Here is a 14,482-nt window from a genome sequence, read left to right as displayed (position 1 = left end):
CGACCGGAGCCGCCGGCTCCGGTGCAGCAGGCACCTCGGGCGTGGCACTGGCCGCGTCGGCGCGGCTGGTGGCGGCAGCGCTCATGGCCGCTGCCACCAGGATGGCTTCGCGCGCCGGCTTCTCCTGCGGGGCGCCAGCGGGCGCCGCTTCAGCGCGTGGCCTTGCGGACGCCGGACTCTGATGCACCGGCGCGCGCCCTCCTCCTCCTTGCGCGGTCCCGCAATACGGACAAAAATTTACCTGGCGCGGCAGCGGGTGTCCGCACCCGGCGTGGATGCAGCGGACGGTTGAATTCTCTTGCACAAAGCGCCTCTGTTATTGCGGATCCGGGACGCCGTCGTCCGGATCGGGAATCGATGGCGCGCGGGTGGCGATGCCGGGAATCTCGGCCACCGCCCCCCACTTGCCGAACTTCGGGTCCTGCGCCATGTCCCAGGCGCGCGTCGCCAGGTCGATCTCGCCGCGCGCCAGTTGCTGCGCCACTTCCTCGACTCCGAACGGTCCACGCTGCGCGCCCGCCACGAACAGCTTGTAGCGCGCGGCGTCGAGCCCCGGTCCCGGATCGGGAATCGATAAGGCCGGCGCCGCGCCGAGCGGCACACCGAATCCACGCACCTCCAGCGCCGCCGCGGCGCGCGCCTCGCTCCCGAGAATGTCAGGCTTGATGACGCGCTTGTCGATCGGACGCTCGACTTCCCAGGTGTAGGCGTCGAGCCCGGAATCAGGCACGGTCTCGCTCCAGGCGGCGATGGCGGCCAGCGCCGCATCGACCGCCGCATTCGAGAGCGTCGGGTCGGCGGCCAGCGCGCGCCGCAGCCAGGCCTCGTACAGGCGGCGCGCCGTGATGTTGGGCAGCGAGGGCGACGGCAGCTGGGCGCCGGTTTCGTCCGTCTCCAGGCGCGGCTCGTAGACGCGCAGCTGGTAGTGGCGCATCAGGGCGGCGAGCAGCAGCAGCTGGTGGGGCCCGAGTGACGCCTGGCGGTTGCCCACGGCCGCGATCACCTGCTCGCGATAATACGGCGGCAAACCGTTCGAGCGGATCGCGAACTCATTCCCGATCTGCAGCCATTCGCCGGAACCCGGCTCGACCTCGAACAGGTATTGGCCGCGCGGCTGGAAGGCCGCTTCACGGTCGCCCATGTCCGTTTTTCTCCGGATCACGCCCAGCGCGATCGCCTGCAGGAACCATTCGTAATCATCCGCCAGACGATTCAATTCGTCCATCGAGGGCGAAATCGGATGGCGAAAACGCGTCGCATCGAAATGCAGGTGGGTCGGGATCTTCGGGTTCTCGATCTGGTACGAGGCGCGCCAGGTCGGCAGGCCGCGCAGAATCGTCATCGGGAAGCCCGACAACTCGATATAGCAGGTCGCGCGTCCCGGAATGCCGGTGTTGACGACCGAGACCACGTCGCCATGGAAGTACCCGGTCGGCACCGAGGCGCGGATCTCGGCCTCCATCCTGCGCCAGGCAGTTACGTCGCCCACTCCGATAAAACACTTGAATTGGTCCGAATTCGGAGTGAACTCGGCGGAGAAGCGCGCGTTCACCCACGGCATGGCACTGCGGATCCATTCGGCAAACACCCGCTGGCGTTCCTGCGGCGTCATCGCATTCAGGCGCTCGAGCAGCGGATCGACCGGTTCGGCCAGCAGTTCACCATTCGAGAGCTGGGTCTGGGCGCGGCGGAACAGTTTCAATAACAGGTCCGCGCGGGTGCGCTCGTCGCCCAGCTGCGGGAACAGTTTTCCCGAACCGCCGAATTCGAGCAGCACTTCTTCGCTCCATTCGCTCACGTCCCCTGTCAAACGCACCGGCGCCGGCTGCATGTCGCCGGCCAGCTTGATGTAGGTGGCGTGTTCCTGGCGCGCGTCGGCGCGCAGCTGGCTGATGCGACCGTCGACCGCGCGCAGGATTTCCTGCACGTGGCGCCGCCCTTCCTGGAATTCGCCGGCGATGCCGCTCCACTGGGCGTTGCCCTGCTCGTCGGTCGATTGCGGCTCGCCGAGCCAGGTCGACATGCCGCGCATGACGTCGATCGACTGGCCGGCGGCTACCGCCAGCAGGTGGAAGCGCAGGTAGTCGGCGATGTCGCGTTTTAAATGCGCCATGACTTCGCGCGCCTGTGCGTCTTTGCCGAACAAGCGACCCGCCGCCTGCGACAAGTTGCCCAGGGACTCTTCGACCTGGCGCGTGCGCAGCGCATCGCGGATGTCGCGGTAGCGGCGTCCGTTGCGCTCGGCGTTGGCCAGGTCGCGCTGCAGCAGGCGCGATTTCACCTGCTCCAGCAGAGACAAGACGAATTCGAGCCCGCCCTGCTTGCGGTCGTCCAGCAGCGCATACAGGCGTTCGCGCACGCGCGTTTTCAGGCGTCCGGTCAGCTCGATCGTGTGACGCTTGATGCGGTCTTCACTGGTCTCGGCACTGGCGCCGGCTTCGCGGATGGCGTCGCGCTCGAGGTTCGGCAGCAGCTCGGCCACGCGTTCGCGCCACTGCGGCACGTCGAAAGCCGCCATGATGCGGTCCATTTCGAGCTGCACTTTACTTTCGACGCGTTCCAGCAGCGAGCGCCCTTCCTTGTCGCGCAAGAGCAGGCCCGTGAGCGCATATTCCTGGAACGGCGCCACGTCCACAGTTCCCTTTTTAAAATCGGGGAATTCGTCGAAGGGCAGCTCGCGCATGTCCATGTGTTCGCGCATGAAGCCGTCGCGCTCCTGGTCCCCCGCGCGGCGCGCCAAGGCGCCATCGTGCCCGACCAGGCCGAAGAATTCCTTGACCATCAGCGCCGCCAGCTCATACGCGCGGATGTCCTCGCGCAGGCTTTGCTGGGTGTCGAGCACCGACTGGCCGAAGGCCGAATACACTTTTGAATACGACAGGCGCATGTCGCCGAAACGCCCTTCCGGCACGCGCGGGTTATACGGGCCGAGCTTGTGCTGCTGCTGGTTCACCGCGACCGAGCGCTTGCGATTGGCGAAATCGGCCGAGGCAAAATCCTCGAACAGCGTGTCGGCCACCATCTGGTACACGTCCTTCACGTCCTGGGTGGCCTTGTTGGCCAAATTCGCGGTGTCGACAAAATACACGTCATCAAAAGGCGCGCCACGGCCGGTGATGCTGTCCGGGTCCATCCATTTCACCTGCGCGTTCATGTCGCGCATGGTGGTCTCGAGCTCCATCATGGTGGCGTAGGCATTCGCTTCGGTGCGCTCCTTGTTCGCCTTGGCAAAACCTGACGGCATGAACATCACGAGATCCACCTGGCTGTCGGCCACTTCCTGGCGTGCGATGGCTTTCGCCATCCAGCCCAGGTCGATCGCACTGCCGGCGCCGGTGCCGCCCGCGTTCGAGGCGATGACGACGATGCGGAATTTCGAGGTGTCGACTTGCAGTCCCAGGCGCTGGTAATTTTCCTTGCGCTCGATGCCGGCATTGCTGCCCAGGTAATTCAGCGCGCCCTTGATGCGGCCGCGCAGCTTCGGGTATTTGTTGAACAGGTACAGCCTTGCAACGGCGCGGATCTGGCCCGCTCCTTTCGACGGATCGATGCCGAGCGAGCGCAGTTTCTTCGGTCGCAGCGGCATCCATTTTTCGATCAGGGGGAAGCGCGACAGGCTGTCGTCGGACTCGTGGTACTGCGGCAGGTCGAGTGGCTCCACGAGCCGCTCTTCGTCCGTCAGTTTCACCAGCTCGTACCAGGGATCGGTACGCTGCGACTTGCCTTCGTCGATGATGGCATTGGAATCGAGGTCGAAGTGCAGGAAGCGCGCCACCGGAAAGTCGGCGATCGATTCGACGCGCGTCGGGTGGTGCCGGTTCCACACTGCCGACAGGATGCGCCGGCGGATGCGCATCATCACTTCCATGCCGGTGCCGCCTGCGCCGATGAACAGCGTCGGCCGCAAGTCGACCTTCAGTTCGGACTTGCGGTTCATTTGGTCAAGCGTCGGGATATCTGCCATGTCGTTCTTTCGGATTCTGTGAGGTGCTCAGTCGCGTTTAACGGCGGCCGATGAACAGCGCTGCCACTGAAGCGACGAGGCCGACCGCGACCAGCGGCGCCGTGACGCCGAAGGTCAGGTATTTGCTCGCATTGATGATCGCCAGTACCACGGCCGCCGACAGGAAGGTCAGTCCCACGAACAGCAGCCAGCCGGCGCTGCCGGCAGTGGACGGCGCCACGCGGCGCACGACCAGGTGGTGCACATAGGCGTTGCGGACAAAGAAGTACACGACCAGCAGCACCAGGAACACGCCGGTGCCGATGGCGACGTCGCGCGTGGAGGTGTCGGTGGCCGGGCTTGGTGCACCCGGCATGACTTCTACCGGGCCGGTGGCCGTCTCCGGCGTCGTTTTCGGCAGCGGATCGTCGGGCGTGGCCTTGTCGGCCGGGAGCTTGAAGCCTGGGTCGGTCTGGGCGGTGGTGTTTTGGGCTTGCATGGTTTTTCCTTGAGGTCAGCGGCCGAGACGGACCTGCGCGCCTTCGCGCAGGTCAATCAGCTGGTGGCCGAACAGGGTTGTCTTCAGGCGGGCCACTTCGATGCCCGCCTTGTCGTAAATCGGTTGAATCGTGCCGGTGCGGGCGTGCATGGTACGTTGTTCGTCCTCGACCGTCACGACAGCACGGCGCGGACGCATCCAGCCGTAGGCGCCGGCCACCGCGGCCGCGAGCAGCGCCAGCAAGCCAGCGCCGGCGGCGAACAAGGGACCGCTGCCGTAATGTACGCGCACTTCGATCGGCAGCACGGCGCGCGAACTCTGCACCTGGGCCGGGGGCGTAAAAATGTCGGGCAGCGGGTCGCCCGGGAACAGCTCCGTCATGCGCTCCCTGAAGCCCGTTGACAAGGCCAGCTTCTGGTCGGCCAGGTGGACCTCGATCGTCCCGGGCAGCACATAGGCCGAGCCGGCCGATGTCAGCGCCGCCATCGACCATTTACCGGGCAGTTGCGCCACCGGCAGCTGCAGGGTCGAACCCAGCGGCTGCGGTTGACCAGGCGCCAACCCGTTTACACGCGTGCTGCCGAGGGTTACGGCACGGTTCTCGCCACCGAGCTTCGAGCGTGCGCTCAAGGTCGCGCTGACGATCGTGTACGGGTACATCGTGTTCTCGAGATGCCACCCGATCTTCGCAGTCGGCGAGCTCGCATGCGGCGCCACATCGGCGCGCAGCACGCCGTTCTGGCCCATGGAAAAGGTCACGCCCGGTGCGTTCTCGACCTTGCGCGGCACCAGGCGCACGGTATTGCGGTCGAGCGGTTTCAGGCGCGCGGGCGGCTCGGTGATGATTCTGCGCACGGCGCCAGATGCCAACAAGCCGTCGAGGGCACGCGCGCCGCCCTCGCCGATGGCGAATGCGTACACCATCAGGCCGTTGGCGAGGTAATGCTCCCCTTTGACCGGCATGCGCAGCGGGAAAGCCAGCGCCGTGCGGATCTTGCTGCCGCTGTGGATCAGTTGGTAGAACTCGCGGTTGCGCAGGTTCGTCGCCTGGTCGTTATTCGGGCTGTTGCGGTTGTTCGTGACCAGCCAGACGATGCCATCCTTGCCGCCCAGCGCCTGCGTCATCGCCGCCTTGAGCGCTTCGCCAAGGTCGGTGTCGGCCAGCGCGCCGCCTGCCTTGCGCGCGGTGTCGAGTTCAAGCAGCGCGCCCCTGACCGCGCTTCGCGTGCCTTTATCGACGGTCGTCGACACCAGCGCGCGCGGCGACGGTGCGTTCGGCTGCGACTGGTTGAACGCCGCCAGCACCAGCGCGTCGCCCGGCTGCGCCACGGCCAGCGCCAGTTCGGCCACCAAGGGCTTGAACGGAGAATCCGGATCGCTGTAGAACGGCTCCATCCAGCCCGAGTTCTGGACCAGGAACACGTGCGGCGTGGCCCGGGCCGCCCCGGCGCCGCACAGCAGCGCGCAAAGGCAGAAGGCGCGTAACAGGGGCGCCCTCACGACAGCGCTTCCAGGCGCCAGCCGCGTACCGCGTTCCAGTCCGGATGGTGCAGCCACAGCGCGCCGTCATACACGAAGGGCACGCAGTCGAGGGGACGCGACAAGCGCGCGACCTCGTCGAGGATCACGTTGCGCTTGCCGATCCATTCGATCGTGGTTTTGGCGATGGTGCGGCCGGCAAGGGCTTCCTCGGCGCGGCCGGTATAGGCGTGAAAGCGCAGCACCAGGCCGCTCGGCTGGGCGCGGTTGTTATTAAAACTGCGCAGCAGCGGCAGCACCAGCGAATCGTCCTGCACCGCGTCCTCAATGTGTTCGGCCGACCAGGGCTGGTCGAGCACCGGGTGGCCGCGCCGGAACAGGAAGTTGGCAAAGCCCAGGCGCCCACCGTCGATCGGCTCGACCTGGGGATTGTCGGCCCCGAGTTCAAGAAACGAATACGCCTGGCCGTCATGGCCGATGTGCCACAGGCGCCCGTCCCGGCTTTGGGTGGGGCCGCCGAAGTCGAGCTTCGGGGTCCAGCCGCGCGGCCATGGCGTCCAGCGCGGCGACTCCCCCGGGCGCCAGACCAGCTGGCCCTGGGCGTGCAGCCAGAACAGGCGGTTGTCGTAGCCGATCGGGCGCATCCAGCCGGCCGTGGGGGCGTCCGCGCATTCGAAGGTGGTGCCGTTGACGAAGTCGAGCTGCGCATCGAGCAACTGCAACACGCCGTCCTCCACGAACAGGCAGCCGACTTGGCGCCGCATGACGCCCGGGCTCGAGGCCAGGCGCCCGCTGAACAGGACTTCGAGGCGGTAGCTTTCGTTGACCGGATTGATCCACAGGCGCGACAGGCCAGTATCGAGCGGCACGATGCCGACTTCACCGCGCGCCGGATTGACCGCCGGCAGCCAGCTGTACGCTCCGGCGGAAAAGCGCAGTTCGCTGCCCGCTTCTTCGGCGCCCATCACATGCCACAGCTGGGCCAGCGGATCCCAGTACTGCAGCACGCCGCGCGCCGGAGCCAGCGCCAGCAGGCGCTGCTCGGGAAAACCGTAGCTGCCCGCAATGAACTCGCAATGGGCGTTCGGCGGCGCCGGCATGGCCAGCTCGGCGCGGTTGACATGGGGCGCGGCCGGCCGTCCCTCGAGACGGTCGCCCAGCGCCAGCGAGGTGACGGGTAAACCATGCGGCACATGGCGCGGCAGCGCCTGGTCATTCGGCGCGCCCCACCAGTCGGGATGGTGCCTGAAACCGCCCGGCAGGCGCTCGAGCGGCGCGCCGCAGGTCGGGCAAAAGGCGAACCCTTCCGGGTAGATCGCGGCGCAGGCGCAGCTGGTCGGCAGCGAAGCGCCCAGCAAATGGGCGACGTCAGGCAAGCGGCCGCGCGCATGCGCCTGCCAGTCGACATGCCCCAGCCCGCGGCTGGCCTGCAGCGCAAACTGCCCGCTCGTTTCGTCTTCCAGCCAGGTGCTGGTCGGCGTTTGCCATTGATATGCCATCGTGCTCCGCGTTGATTGAGATATGCATGCCACCCACGTGCTGTGGACGGCTATTGCTGTCGAAATCATAACTGCCCCGGCGCCTTTGCGGCGCGCCGTTAGGCCGGTAGCGCCCGGCGGCACTGCTGGGATCGGAATCCGCGCCTTTGCGAGCGAATTGGATGCAGATACGTATAATGTCCGGTCCATTCGTGCCTGATGCTCTTCATGACCGCTCCCGCCCTGCCCCCCACGCCCGACCTGCCGGCGCACGCCGTCGATACCGCCGCCGGCCACCTGCGCAACGTGCTCGACATCGCCATCGAACACGGCCCGTCACAACGATCGCTGGTGGTCTACGACACCCGCACCGGTCTCGCACGCGCGCTGGTCGAGGCCTACCGGCGCAACCTGCCGCACACCGACTTCCTCGACTTCGACAGCGTAGACCCTGCCGAAGTACTGGCACGCTTCCGGCAGCTCGCGCCGAAGGACCTGGTGGTACTGGTGCAGTCGACCAACTTCCGGCTCGAGGCCTTCCGCATCCGCGTCGAACTGTTCAAGCTGGGCCTGAAAGTGGTCGAGCACGTGCACCTGTCGCGCATGCCTGGCATCCAGGGCGAGCACTACATCGACGCGCTGGCCTATGACCCGCATTACTTTCGCAACATCGGCCGTGGCTTGAAAGGCTGCATCGACGCCGCGCCCGGTGCGCGTGTCTGCGGGGGCGGCGAAGAACTGGTGTTCGCATCGCGCCTCGAGCCGGCCAAGCTGAACATCGGCGACTACAGCGACATGAACAATGTCGGCGGCCAGTTCCCGATCGGCGAAGTGTTTACCGAGGCGCTCGACCTCGAAGCGGTGAACGGGCGCGCGCAGATCCACGTATTCGGCGACACGTCCTACCTGTCGAACCGGCCTTCGCTACCGGTGACGATCGTCGTCGAGCGCGGGCGCGTGGTCGCGACCGAGAATGCGACGCCGGAGTTCCAGCAAGTGCTCGACATCATCCGCGCGGACGAGGGCGAGGTGTGGGTGCGCGAACTGGGTTTCGGCATGAACCGCGCCTTCACGCGCGAGCGCCGGGTCGACGACATCGGCACCTATGAACGCATGTGCGGCATCCACCTGTCGCTGGGCGCGAAACACGGCGTCTATACGAAGCCGGGCTTCAAGCGCAAGGACGCGCGCTACCACATCGACGTGTTCGTCGTGACCGACGCGGTGTACCTGGGTGAGGAACGGGTGTACGCGGACGGTGCCTGGACCGTGTGATACTGCTTTTTCGCGAGGGCGCGGTGGTAGCATGTCCTTGTCGGACTCTGAACATATGCGACAAACAGTCAAGGAGGGATGAAAGAGGAGCTCTCGAAACGCGTCGAGGAGATCCAGGCGATCAGCGCGGTGCCGAAGATCCTGGAAACAGTCGCCGCCATGACCGGTCTGCGTTTCGTCTGCATCGCCCACGTCACCGACGATTCCTGGACCGCCTGCGCCGTGCTCGACTGCGCGCACCACACGCCGCGCATCGACGGCTTCCAGAGCTATTTTTCGATCCCGATCTTCCGCGCCGACGGCGCATATTTCGGCACCCTGTGCGGGCTCGATCCGGAGCCGGCGCGCCTGACCGACAGCGTCACCGTCTCGACCATGCACCTGTTTGCCGATCTGGTCTCGAAACAGCTCGATGCCGACAACAAGCTGGTCGAAGCGCGTGCGGATCTCTCGAGCGAACGCGAAACGGCGGAGCTGCGCGAACAATTCATCGCCGTCCTCGGCCACGACCTGCGCACCCCGCTCGGCTCGATCCTGCTCGGCACCGACCTGCTGGCACTGGAGCACCCCGATCCGGAATCGCGCCCGATCGTCGAACGCATCCGCAGTAGCGCCACCCGCATGGCCGCGCTGGTGGACGACGTGCTCGATTTCACGCGCGGGCGCATGGGCGCCGGCATCCCGATGCGCCTGCGCGACGCCGACGTCGAGGGCACGCTCGAGCAGGTGGTCGACGAGATGCGCGGCCTGTATCCGCAGCGTCCGATCGAGGCCACGATCGCGCCTGGCCTCTGGCTGCGCTGCGACCCCGAGCGCGTCGCTCAGCTGCTGTCGAATCTGCTCAAGAACGCGCTGGTGCACGGCAGCGACGACGCGCCGGTCCGGGTGGCCGCAAGCATGGTCAAGGGCGAACTCGTGCTGTCGGTGGCGAACGCGGGGGCCGAACTGCCGCAAGGCGTGATCGATGGACTCTTTAAACCCTACTGGCGCGCGGCCTCGCGTTCGGGCGACGAAGGGCTGGGGCTGGGCCTGTATATCGTCGAGCAGATCGCGCGCGCGCATGGCGGGACGATCGAGGTCAGTTCGAAGGGAGGCGCGACCGTGTTCCTGTTCCGGCTGGTGACAAGCCTGCCGGAACACGTGCACCAGGCCCCTTAAGGCAGCAGCTCCCCGTGCGCGCCTGCGGCCGCATCCATCATGCAGTTCCGTCAGCGCCAGCCAGATCCATTCTCATTGCGCGTACCGCTTTCGCTCCATCCATCCTGTCGGAATTTTTTACAGTGCATACGAGGCCGGTGAGAGAACCGCCAGCCCCCCATAGGCAGTATTTCTCTTGGCACGCTTCATGCAATGTCGCCTGAATGCGCCATTTTCGGCAAATATCGCAACAAAACTCACGCCGAAGATATCGCACACACCCAATATTTGATTGTTTTGACAACATCACTCACCGAGGAGACGCATCATGGTCGACCATGCCGTACGCCGTACGAAGTCCCGGGCAGTATTGATTGCAGCAAGTGGTCCCCTGCTGGCGCTGATCGCCATGCTGCCGGTCCAGGCCTCGAGCCATCGGGAAGCACCGTTCATTACGACCCAGCCGAAAATCGACGGCACCGACCTGTATGCATTCAACAGCTATGAGGCAGGCCGCTCCGGCTATGTCACCCTGATTGCAAATTACCAGCCCCTCCAGGACCCCTACGGTGGTCCGAATTATTTCAAGATGGACCCGAACGCCATCTACGAAATCCATGTCGACAACAACGGTGACGCCAAGGAAGACCTGACCTTCCAGTTCCGATTCCAGAACATTTTCAACCGCATCACACTGCCGATTGGTACCCAGAACGTTCCGATCCCGCTGACGCAGGCAGGCCAGGTCCAGGGACCGAACTCGCCAGTGCTCAATGTCAATGAACGGTTTACCGTGAGCCTGATCCGCGGGGACAGGCGTAGCGGGCAGGCAGCGGCGCTGTCGCGGGTAGGCAGCGGCAGCACGAGCTTCGACAAACCTGTCGACAATATCGGCACCAAAACCATTCCGCAATATGCAGCATATGCAGCCCAGCATATCCATCCGGTGGCCATTCCAGGCTGCTCGGTACCGGGCCGCGTTTTCGTGGGACAGCGGCGCGAAGGCTTCGCCGTCAACCTCGGCACGGTGTTCGATCTGATCAATGCGCCGCTGGCAGTGATCACCGACCCGAACCAGATCAACGCCGCGCCGAACCCGCTGGCCAACAAGAACATCACCTCGCTTGCGGTCGAGGTTCACAAGAGCTGCCTGCTGTCGACGACAACGGCCGATCCGGTCATCGGCACCTGGACCACCGCCAGCATCCGCCAGAGCCAGCTGGTCAATGCCAACCCGCCGTCCGGACACCAGACCACGATTACCTACGGCGGTGCGTTCGTCCAGGTATCGCGTCTCGGCATGCCACTCGTGAACGAAGTGATCATTGGCCTGCCGGACAAGGACCGTTTCAACAGCTCGCTGCCGCAAAACGATGCACAGTTCGCCACCTATGTCACCAACCCAACGCTGCCGAAACTGGTGGAAATTGGGATGGGACTGGCTCCAGGCAGTGCCGCGCCGAGTAACCTGCCGCGCCAGGACCTGGTGACGACCTTCCTGACTGGTATCGCGAATGTGAACCGGCCGTTGAATCCAGTTCCTTCCGAAATGCTGCGCTTGAACACATCGATTCCCGCCGTGGCGTTTGCCCAGCAGAACCGGCTCGGCATCGTCGGCAATGCACTGGCTGGCGGCTCCGATAACGCGGGCTACCCGAATGGCCGCCGTCCGAAGGACGATGTCGTTGACATTTCCCTGATTGCCGCGGTAGGTGGCCTGTGCATGGCAAACGGAAACAACAACAGGTTTGGTTTCGGGAGCGCCTGCAATCCGTCCGCCGTTCCCCTCGGCGCGACCGCCTTCAGGTTGCACGATGCGGTCGACCAGGCCGTCCAGCCCTTCCTGGCGGGATTCCCTTACCTGAACACGCCGCTTCCGGGCGCGCAGTAACCGACTATTACCGGAGGATAGACATGCACAAACTACTTCGTACGCTGGCGCTTGCTCTGGCACTCGGCGCAAGCCAGTATGCCGGTGCCGCCGTCATCAACTTCAACAATCCTGCCGTGATCGACATCGACAACGATACTGGCCGTGCCGTTTACCGCGAAGCGGGCTTCGTCCTGGCTGGCGATGCGGCAGGCTTCCTGACCATCGATGGGCTGGGCAGCGCCCTGACTGGCGGACTCGTCCTGCTTGACGGCAGTACGGTCAGCCTGACGGCGGACGAGGGCGGCTTGTTCTCATTTTCCGGCCTGGTCGCAGGCCGGAACGATGCGCAAACCGCGGCAACCCTGAGCATTACCGGTATCTTCGGCGACAATAGCCAGCTCAGCATGATGTTTGCACTGTCGGAGCTGGCCGGCATCTCGTCAACCATGTGGTCTGGGCTGACGGAGCTGCGCTTCGCCGCCAGCGGGGACCTGGTGATCGACGATATCCTCGTCGATGCCGCCCAGGTTCCGGAACCGGCGTCGATCGCGATGCTGCTGCTTGGGATGGGTGCGCTGGTGGGTGCACGTCGCGTTGCCGCCGCAAGGCCGGCGCCTTGATGGCTCAGCGCTGCCGCAGCTGCGGCAGCGCCTTTTTCCCATTACCTGGCAATGTCGTATACCTGCTCTTGCCGCTTACTGCGAGCTTCCCAGTGCGAGCGGCATTGGTAGAGGACGACCTTGAGCAGCATCGCCTGCATCGTCTCGCGCACGATGACCGCTGGTCCCTTGGCAGTGTGTGACAAGTCCAGCAAGCCGGGAATCGACACCGTCGCACCCTTGGCGCCAAGGATGCCCACCAGTGCGACGACTTTGTCCAGCGGCAGCAGGGTAATGCGGTTGAGGTGCTCGACAATGATGGTGTCACCTTCTTTCAAGTCGTTGAGCAAGCGCTGAAGTTGCGGACGCTCGCCCCACGCGCCCGCCCCCTCCTCGGAATACGTCGCGGTGACGGTATAACCCATCGCCTGCGCTTCAACGCGCAGCGCGTCCTGGTGGGCAAGTTCGGTGGCGTCGCTTGACGCCCATTGGTAGATTCGTGCGATCGGCTGTTTCATGAACTATTTCCTTGCAGGCAGGACAGGTTGCGTATGCCTCGACCAGCGTCGGTATGACAAGGCACTCGCAGGAACGCGATGGCTGAATTGCTGCATGTGCGAACCGCCCTCCCTTGTTCCTGCACGTAAAGACAAAACCCTTGCGCTTTTATCGATACATCATCGCGATCACCGGCCATATGTCGCCCGATTCTGTCCGGCTTGCGCTGGCGGCAGGTTTCGACCGCTACCTGGTAAAGCCGGCGCCGCTCGAGAGCATCCTGGAGACGATGCGCTACCTCGACGGCTACCGCGGCACGACCATGCTCGTGCTGCATTTGCCGCCCGCCGCCAACGAGGGCCCCGGCCCGGGATCAGCCTGAGCCAAGCAAGCTGACCCAGGGACCCTTGTAGAGGATCGGTCCACTCGGTCCGTCGGGATTCGGCGAGCCGTCCTTCGGTTCGAGACTGACCGCAAGCACCGCCACGTCGGCGCCGATGGCGTTCGCCGGCAGCGGCAGCGTCAGCTCGCGGTTCGCGCCGAGCACGCCCAATGAGCGCGGCTTGCCGTCACGCGGCACGGCCCACAATTGCAGCGCCTGCTGCGCCGTGAGCGGCACGCTCGCCACCACCTTCACCGTCATCAACTTGCGTTCGCGGTCGGCCGTCACCACCAGTGCCGGGCGGGCTTGCTCGTCGAGCAGGCTGGCGATGTCGCTCATGCGCGCGCTATCGGGGCGCTCCTGCAGGACCACGACCAGCAGCAGTGCCGCCAGCGCCGACGACGCCACACCCAAGGTGCGCCACAGCGCGAGCGAGCCGATACGCCAGAACTGCCAGCCCGGGGCTGCTGCACGCAGGCCGAGCCGGTCCTCGATCGCACGCCAGACCCGTTTATCGGGCACCACTGGCGGTGCAAATTCAGCCATCGCGCCGAGGCGCTCGTTCCATTCGCGCGTCGTGCGGCGCAAGGCCGCGTCGCCATGCATCAGGCCCTCGAAGCGGCGCCGCGCGCGTCCCCGCAGGGTGCCTAGCACATATTCGGCGGCCAGGCGTTCGCGCAGGGGTTCGTTATCGCGCAGGTTCATGCGGCACCTCGCTCACTCAGGCAGGAATGCAGGCGCGCCAGGCTGCGCCGGATCCAGGTCTTGACGGTACCGAGCGGCAGCGTCAGCTTTTCGGCGACATCGCTGTGCGACAGGTCGTGGAAGAAGGCCATGCCGACGACCTGGCGGTGCTTTTCTTCCAGCGCGCCCATGCAGTCGGCCAGCGCTTTTGCCTCGCTGCTCATCTGCAGCAGGTCGGCCGGGGTGGCCGACAGATCCGGCAGCGACTCCATCGCACGGCTGTCGAAGGCGTCATCCTCGCCCTCATGGCGGGTGCGTCGCAACACGTCAAAGGCACGGTTGCGCACGATCGTCGTCATCCAGGTCATCGGCGCCGACAGTGCGCTCTCGTACTCGCTAGCATGGTGCCAGATCGCGACAAAACTCTCCTGTAACACCTCTTCCGCCAGCTCGCGCCGGCCAAGGATGCGCAGCGCCAACCCATACAGCCTGGGCGAACTGGCTTCGTAGAGCGCGTGAAACGCGCTGCCGTCGCGGCGTGCGGCCGCCTGCAGCCAGGCCCGCAGCTGGGCTGGATCGGCTTGTGGTGCGGTACTGCTCAAGATGTACTCATCGATGCATGGTGGTGGCTGTGT

At 65.3% G+C, this 14,482-nt stretch carries 12 protein-coding genes and 1 pseudogene; 5 read left to right on the top strand and 8 right to left on the bottom strand.

The features are described from left to right. From ACHAC9_RS22530 to ACHAC9_RS22510, 5 genes and pseudogenes are all read right to left on the bottom strand, one after another. Nucleotides 1–187: pseudogene (locus ACHAC9_RS22530) on the bottom strand (hypothetical protein); the annotation flags it as partial. Between the two features lie 129 nt (nt 188–316). Beyond that, on the bottom strand, nt 317–3,964 hold the full coding sequence (locus ACHAC9_RS22525; RefSeq protein WP_435763697.1) for a tubulin-like doman-containing protein: 3,648 nt from the start codon (nt 3,962–3,964) through the stop codon (nt 317–319). A 37-nt stretch (nt 3,965–4,001) separates the two neighbouring features. Continuing rightward, nucleotides 4,002–4,442 carry a hypothetical protein gene (locus ACHAC9_RS22520; RefSeq protein ID WP_435763695.1) on the bottom strand — a complete coding sequence of 147 codons (441 nt, stop codon included), beginning with the start codon at nt 4,440–4,442 and terminating at the stop codon, nt 4,002–4,004. Between the two features lie 15 nt (nt 4,443–4,457). Continuing rightward, entirely contained in the window at nt 4,458–5,942 is a 1,485-nt protein-coding gene (locus tag ACHAC9_RS22515; protein ID WP_435763693.1) for a hypothetical protein, read from the bottom strand. Continuing rightward, the gene (locus ACHAC9_RS22510; RefSeq protein WP_435763691.1) at nt 5,939–7,420 is read right to left on the bottom strand and encodes a hypothetical protein; all 1,482 of its coding nucleotides are present in this window, start codon (nt 7,418–7,420) and stop codon (nt 5,939–5,941) included. Before ACHAC9_RS22510 ends, ACHAC9_RS22515 begins: the two co-directional genes overlap by 4 nt. 207 nt (nt 7,421–7,627) lie before the next feature. On the opposite strand from ACHAC9_RS22510, the gene ACHAC9_RS22505 reads away from it, so the two are divergent. From ACHAC9_RS22505 to ACHAC9_RS22490, 4 genes are all read left to right on the top strand, one after another. Further along, complete coding sequence (locus ACHAC9_RS22505) at nt 7,628–8,674, top strand: hypothetical protein (protein WP_435763689.1); 1,047 nt, start codon at nt 7,628–7,630, stop codon at nt 8,672–8,674. A gap of 78 nt (nt 8,675–8,752) precedes the next feature. Then, entirely contained in the window at nt 8,753–9,832 is a 1,080-nt protein-coding gene (locus tag ACHAC9_RS22500; protein ID WP_435763687.1) for a sensor histidine kinase, read from the top strand. A 307-nt stretch (nt 9,833–10,139) separates the two neighbouring features. Further along, nucleotides 10,140–11,702: a DUF4331 domain-containing protein gene (locus ACHAC9_RS22495; protein ID WP_435763685.1), complete on the top strand. Its 1,563-nt coding sequence runs from the start codon at nt 10,140–10,142 to the stop codon at nt 11,700–11,702. 23 nt (nt 11,703–11,725) lie between these two features. Further along, a complete protein-coding gene (locus ACHAC9_RS22490; RefSeq protein ID WP_435763683.1) occupies nt 11,726–12,304 on the top strand; it encodes a PEP-CTERM sorting domain-containing protein in 579 nt (192 codons plus the stop codon). Between the two features lie 41 nt (nt 12,305–12,345). Here ACHAC9_RS22490 and ACHAC9_RS22485 read toward each other — a convergent pair whose 3' ends face one another. Continuing rightward, nucleotides 12,346–12,801, bottom strand: coding sequence for a recombinase family protein (locus ACHAC9_RS22485; RefSeq protein WP_435763681.1), 456 nt, complete (start codon nt 12,799–12,801; stop codon nt 12,346–12,348). Between the two features lie 140 nt (nt 12,802–12,941). On the opposite strand from ACHAC9_RS22485, the gene ACHAC9_RS22480 reads away from it, so the two are divergent. Beyond that, nucleotides 12,942–13,163 (top strand): hypothetical protein, encoded by a 222-nt coding sequence (locus ACHAC9_RS22480; protein ID WP_435763679.1) that lies wholly within the window; start codon nt 12,942–12,944, stop codon nt 13,161–13,163. On the opposite strand, the gene ACHAC9_RS22475 is transcribed toward ACHAC9_RS22480, so the two are convergent. Together ACHAC9_RS22475 and ACHAC9_RS22470 are read right to left on the bottom strand one after the other, a co-directional pair. Continuing rightward, nucleotides 13,155–13,868, bottom strand: a complete 714-nt coding sequence (locus ACHAC9_RS22475; RefSeq protein ID WP_435763677.1) for an anti-sigma factor — start codon at nt 13,866–13,868, stop codon at nt 13,155–13,157. The genes ACHAC9_RS22480 and ACHAC9_RS22475 overlap by 9 nt on opposite strands. Continuing rightward, nucleotides 13,865–14,449, bottom strand: a complete 585-nt coding sequence (locus ACHAC9_RS22470) for a sigma-70 family RNA polymerase sigma factor (protein WP_435763675.1) — start codon at nt 14,447–14,449, stop codon at nt 13,865–13,867. The genes ACHAC9_RS22475 and ACHAC9_RS22470 overlap by 4 nt, the downstream gene beginning before the upstream one ends. Nucleotides 14,450–14,482 lie beyond the last annotated feature (33 nt).

Source organism: Massilia sp. CMS3.1, assembly GCF_051262535.1.
Taxonomy (GTDB): Bacteria; Pseudomonadota; Gammaproteobacteria; order Burkholderiales; family Burkholderiaceae_D; genus Telluria.
This window is presented reverse-complemented; position numbering and strand designations above follow the sequence as displayed.